Here is a 5,606-nt window from a genome sequence, read left to right as displayed (position 1 = left end):
TTTCATGTATTTATTCTAAAAATAGAATATTGCCAGGTCGGTTTATATCATCCCGCCCCACAGGCTAGGGGAGAGGCGCGGAACCACTTTTAGCCCTCAATCAGCAACGCCAGAGCCTCGTAGGGGCGCAGGCTCAGCGTCACCGTCTCAGTCGAATCAGATACAGCAGAATCCGCCACAGCGGAATCGACCGCAGAATTCTTGTAATTACACACCAGCATGCGACCGGAACGAACAAACTCAGCCGGAACCTCAACCTCGGTCGGCTCGCCATAGAAGTTCGTCAGCACCAGCATGCGCTGTGCCGGGCGGCCGTTCTCAGCACTAGTCTCAGCGGGCAGCTCACGCAGGTACGCAAACACCAGCTCGTGATCCAACGCGTAGGGCGCGTACGAACCCACAGAGATGACCGGGTACTGCTTACGCAGGGCAATCAGGTTGCGGTAGTAGGGCAGAATCACGCCGTCGCGTTCCTCATCCTCCACCGAAATACCGGCACCGGTCGCCGCATCACGCACCGGGGCGGGAGCCAGCCACGGCGACGTGGAACCAAAACCGGCAGTCGCCGGATCTGCGGTCCACTGCATCGGCACACGCGAATTATCGCGAGCCTTCGACGCCACAATCTCCAGCGCCTGCTGCTCACTCAGGCCGCGCTCACGCAGCATTGCGTAGGCGTTGTGCGCCTCCACATCCACGTACTGCTCAATCGAGGAGTAGACCGGGTCAATCATGCCGATTTCCTCGCCCTGGTACACGTACGGGGTGCCGCGCAGCAGGTGAATCACGGTCGCCAGCATTGTCGCCGACTCGGCGCGGTAACGCTCAACATCACCAAAACGGTTCAGTGCGCGCGGCTGGTCGTGGTTATTCCAGAACAGCGCGTTCCAGCCGCCGCCAGCCTGCATGCCGAGCGCCCAGTCGTTTAGAATCTGCTTCAACTCGGCAAAACGGAACGGAACCTTCGACCACTTTTCGCCGTTCTCGTAGTCCACCTTCAGGTGGTGGAAGCTGAACACCATATCCAGCTCGTGGTTTGCCGGGTTGGAGTAGCCCACGCAGTTTTCGATGCTGGTCGAGGACATTTCGCCCACGGTCACGGTGTCATCATATTGACCGAAGGAGGCGCGGTTCAGCTGCTGAATGCGGGTGTGCACAATCGGGGTGTCGGTGTATTGTGCCTTGTCCACGGTGCCTTCGGGGGCGTCGAGCAGCTCTTCGCCCTTACCGATGACGTTAATGACGTCGAAACGGAAACCGCGCACACCCTTCTCGTACCAGAAGTTCACAACCTTAAACAGCTCCTCACGCACAACCGGGTTGTACCAGTTCACGTCCGCCTGGGTGCGGTCGTACAGGTGCATGTAGAACAGGGGAGTGCCGTGCTCATCCGTGTACTCGCCGAAACGGGACCAGCAGGGGCCGCCGAACTTCGACTCCCAGTTGGTCGGTTCGCGCAGCTGACCGTCCTCGGTGTACTTGCCGGGGCGAATGTAGAAGTAGTCCCAGTACTCGCGTTCACCGGCGAGGGCGCGCTGGAACCATTCGTGCTCGGTCGAAATATGGTTGAGGACCATATCGAACATGACGCCCACACCGTGCTCGGCGAGGGCGGCTATCATCTCTTCGACGTCTTCCATGGTGCCCAGGTCGGGGTTGATGGCGTAGTAGTCGGAGATGTCGTAGCCGTTATCGTTCTGCGGGGAGGCGAAGAACGGGTTGAACCACACCATGTCCACGCCCAGGGAGGCTATGTAGGGCACCTTCTCGATGACGCCGCGCAGGTCGCCGTAGGCGCCACCGGCGGAGGAGTAGAAGGACTTGGGGTACACCTGGTAGATGACGGAGGACGCGAAATCCTTGCCGCCTGCCGGGGTGCCTGCCGATGTGATTGCCGGGGTGAGTGCGAGCGATGCGGTGGGTGCCTGTGTCATGGAAACCTTCTGAAACGTGAACTGGGTTCAGTGCCTATGAAAGCGTGTATAGATCAGTGTGTTGGGAACGAGCCGCGCAGGTGCTACATATGCGCAGCGAGGTTCGTATGCGGCAGACACAGACGCCCGCCGCCTCCCGGTACGTTCGCCGATTGAATATCGCCGCCCGCAACCTGGGCTCATTCCAGATTAGGGGGCATAATGGGGTGATGTCCCCCATCTACCCCAAAGGGGGCAATTCTGCCGCAGATCCGGCACAACACCCGTGGCCTCAACCCTCCCACTGATAGGCGGTTGCAGGCTCGTGCGCGTTTCGATGCATGAAACCAAAGTGACCCTGAGCTGAACAGTGTTGGACGCCGCGCGTAAAATCAGTACTTGCATCACTACGGAAGGTAAAACAATGCCAGAACTGCGTTCACGTACTTCAACTCACGGCCGTAACATGGCTGGTGCCCGCGCCCTGTGGCGTGCCACCGGCATGGGCGATGACGATTTCGGCAAGCCCATTATTGCTATCGCGAACTCCTTCACCCAGTTCGTGCCCGGCCACGTGCACCTGAAGAACATGGGTGAACTGGTCGCCGGCGCTATCCGTGAGGCTGGCGGCGTCGCCAAGGAATTTAACACCATCGCTGTTGATGACGGTATCGCGATGGGCCACGACGGTATGCTCTACTCGCTGCCTTCCCGCGACCTGATTGCTGACTCGGTCGAGTACATGGTTAACGCGCACCGTGCCGACGCGCTGGTCTGCATCTCTAACTGTGACAAGATTACCCCCGGTATGCTTCTGGCGGCTATGCGCCTGAACATCCCCACTATCTTTGTGTCCGGCGGTCCGATGGAGTCCGGCGAGGGCATTGAGGGTGTTGTCGAGCACCGCCTCGACCTGATTGACGCCATGGTGATGGCTGTTAACGACAGCGTCAGCGATGAGGCGCTCGCTCAGGTTGAGAAGAACGCCTGCCCGACCTGTGGCTCGTGCGCGGGTATGTTCACCGCAAACTCCATGAACTGCCTGAATGAGGCGATTGGCCTGGCACTGCCCGGTAACGGCACCACTCTGGCTACCCAGGTGGCTCGTAAGGAGCTGTTCCTGGACGCTGGCCGCCGCATCGTGGAGCTGGCTAAGCGCTACTACGAGCAGGATGATGAGTCGGTTCTGCCCCGCTCCATTGCGACCAAGGAGGCGTTCGAGAACGCTATGGCGCTGGATGTGGCGATGGGCGGTTCGACCAACACCGTGCTGCACACCCTCGCGATTGCTCACGAGGCGGGCGCTGACTTCACTCTGAAGGATATTGACCGCATTTCGCGTCAGGTTCCCTGCCTGGCGAAGATTGCCCCGAACTCCACTAAGTACCACATTGAGCACGTGCATCGTGCCGGCGGTATTCCTGCCCTGCTGGGTGAGCTGAACCGCGCGGGCCTGCTGCACAAGAACGTTCATTCTGTTCACGCTGACTCGCTGGACGAGTGGCTGGACGAGTGGGACATCCGCGGCGGCAAGGCAAGCGAGAAGGCGAAGGAACTGTTCCTTGCAGCTCCCGGTGGTGTGCGCACCACCCATGCGTTCTCCACCGCTAACAAGTACGAGTCCCACGAGACTGACGCTGAGAACGGCTGCATCCGCGCCGTGGAGCACGCGTACACCAAGGACGGCGGCCTGGCGGTCCTGTACGGCAACATCGCCCAGGACGGCGCAATCATCAAGTCCGCTGGTATCGATGAGGAGCTGTTCCACTTCAAGGGTCGCGCTTTCGTGGTCGAGTCGCAGGACGAGGCTGTGTACGAGATCCTGTCGAAGAACGTGAAGGAAGGCGACGTTGTCGTCATCCAGTACGAGGGCCCGAAGGGCGGCCCCGGCATGCAGGAGATGCTGTACCCGACCTCCTACCTGAAGGGTCTGGGCCTCGGCAAGAAGTGTGCACTGATCACCGACGGTCGTTTCTCCGGCGGTACCTCTGGTATTTCGATTGGTCACGTCTCTCCGGAGGCGGCTGCTGGCGGCGCTATCGGCCTGGTGCAGACCGGTGACGAGATTGAGATTGACGTGAACAACCGCATCCTGCGTGTGAACGTTTCGGATGAGGAGCTGGCTGCTCGCCGCGAGGCGAAGGGCGCTGCACCGTGGCGTCCGACCAAGCCGCGTGAGCGTCACGTGTCGAACGCCCTGAAGGTGTACGGCATGCTGGCCGCATCCGCCGATAAGGGTGGCGTGCGCATCCTGCCCGAGGACGCATAAACCCCTCACGTATTTTCTGAGAATTTAATATTCTTGCCCTGTGGGCTGGCGCCCCGTTCCGCAGTATTTTCTGCGGGGCGGGGCGCTGTTCTTTGTCCGCGTCTTTGTTCGCATCTTTGTCCACTGTCGTGGGACACTCGGTGCGGCGTATTGCCTTGTCAGCGGTGTTGCAGTAGGGTGTAAGGAGGTATTTAGGTACCCGATTCACCGACTCAGCACAACCACTCAAACACAACGCAATTCGCAACCCTCACGAGGACGCATTCATGGTTACCCTGCCCGCGCGCGCACAGCGTGCCTTTACTCGTCGTGCCCTGACGGCTCTTGCCTGCATCGGTGCGCTCGCTTTGAGTTCTTGCTCTGCTCAGCCGCAGGCTGATGATTCTGAGACCGCCCCGATGAAGGTGGCGACTTCTTCTGCGGCTGTTGACGCGAAGACCCTGTTCCACGCGGCGGACGGCTCCTGGAAGCCGAATACTGTGCAGATTTCTGCCGGTCTGGATTCCCCGGCGACCTACGACTCGGTAGCAACCCCCACGAACGAGCCGAGCACCGACGCCGAATACGAGGCAGCTTACGCCACCGCGAGCGGTTCCGCGAACACTATCGATGCGGGTACCCGCTGCGGCTTGACCAGCCAGCTGGGTGGTTCCGCCGGTATTTACGTGTATGACGGTTCGGATTGCGCGAAGGCTCAGGAGGCGGTGCGCCTCTTCAACAGCCGCAAGAACCAGGATGGCGCGGCGAGCGTTGAGTGGTACCAGTGCGCTACGAAGGTGCAGGGCCGCGACTACATTACGGGTGCCTGCTTCACTCAGGGTGGTAGTGTTGAGAAGCCTCGCCTGGCGCTGATTCCGGCGCAGACCCGCATGCTCTCGGGTGTGCTGACCTTCGCTGAAGCGTACGGCGGCGGCACGTTCGGTCAGGGCGATTCGGCAAAGACCGTTGAGGCGTTGCGTTTCACCAGCCCGGACTCTAAGGTTGCGTGCTCGGTGACCCCGTCGGGTGTGGATTGTCAGGCGCTGGTGGGCGTGACCCTGGAGGGCTGGGATGCTGCCTCCGGTAAGGCGCAACAGCGTGTGCACATGGTGCAGGGCCAGGCGCCCGAGGTGAGCCTGGTCGGTCAGACCGCCACCCCGGAGCCGGTGAATACCGAGGGCATTACTGCGCTGCCTGCCGGTCAGGTGGTGACCGCGTACGGTTACACCTGCAAGTCGGTGAATACCGGTAAGGTGCATTGCGTGAGCGCGACGAATGGTTTCACACTTGATTCGATGGAGGTTGGCGTAGAACGCCGTTAAACCGAGAGCGCCGCTCAACCGCAAATGAAGGCGAGGCACGCCGCTAGTAGCCGCGCTCGCCTCCAAGGCTGATATACGAATATACGAAGGTGCCCGGCACCCCTCTGATATGGGTGCCGGGCA

At 60.6% G+C, this 5,606-nt stretch carries 3 protein-coding genes; 2 read left to right on the top strand and 1 reads right to left on the bottom strand.

What is annotated here, in order from left to right:
• Nucleotides 1–89 precede the first annotated feature (89 nt).
• Nucleotides 90–1,934 carry an alpha,alpha-phosphotrehalase gene (locus QZ540_RS08050; RefSeq protein WP_294629063.1) on the bottom strand — a complete coding sequence of 615 codons (1,845 nt, stop codon included), beginning with the start codon at nucleotides 1,932–1,934 and terminating at the stop codon, nucleotides 90–92.
• Nucleotides 1,935–2,337: 403 nt separating this feature from the next.
• Here QZ540_RS08050 and ilvD point away from each other — a divergent pair, with 403 nt between their 5' ends.
• Together ilvD and QZ540_RS08040 are read left to right on the top strand one after the other, a co-directional pair.
• Nucleotides 2,338–4,182: a dihydroxy-acid dehydratase gene (ilvD, locus tag QZ540_RS08045; RefSeq protein WP_294629061.1), complete on the top strand. Its 1,845-nt coding sequence runs from the start codon at nucleotides 2,338–2,340 to the stop codon at nucleotides 4,180–4,182.
• 266 nt (nucleotides 4,183–4,448) lie between these two features.
• Entirely contained in the window at nucleotides 4,449–5,483 is a 1,035-nt protein-coding gene (locus QZ540_RS08040; protein ID WP_294629059.1) for a 2-oxoglutarate dehydrogenase, read from the top strand.
• The last annotated feature ends 123 nt before the right edge of the window (nucleotides 5,484–5,606 follow it).

It is taken from the genome of uncultured Rothia sp. (assembly GCF_916049665.1).
GTDB lineage: Bacteria > Actinomycetota > Actinomycetes > Actinomycetales > Micrococcaceae > Rothia.
The sequence above is the reverse complement of the archived record's forward strand: the minus strand, read 5'-3'. Positions and strand labels throughout refer to the sequence as shown.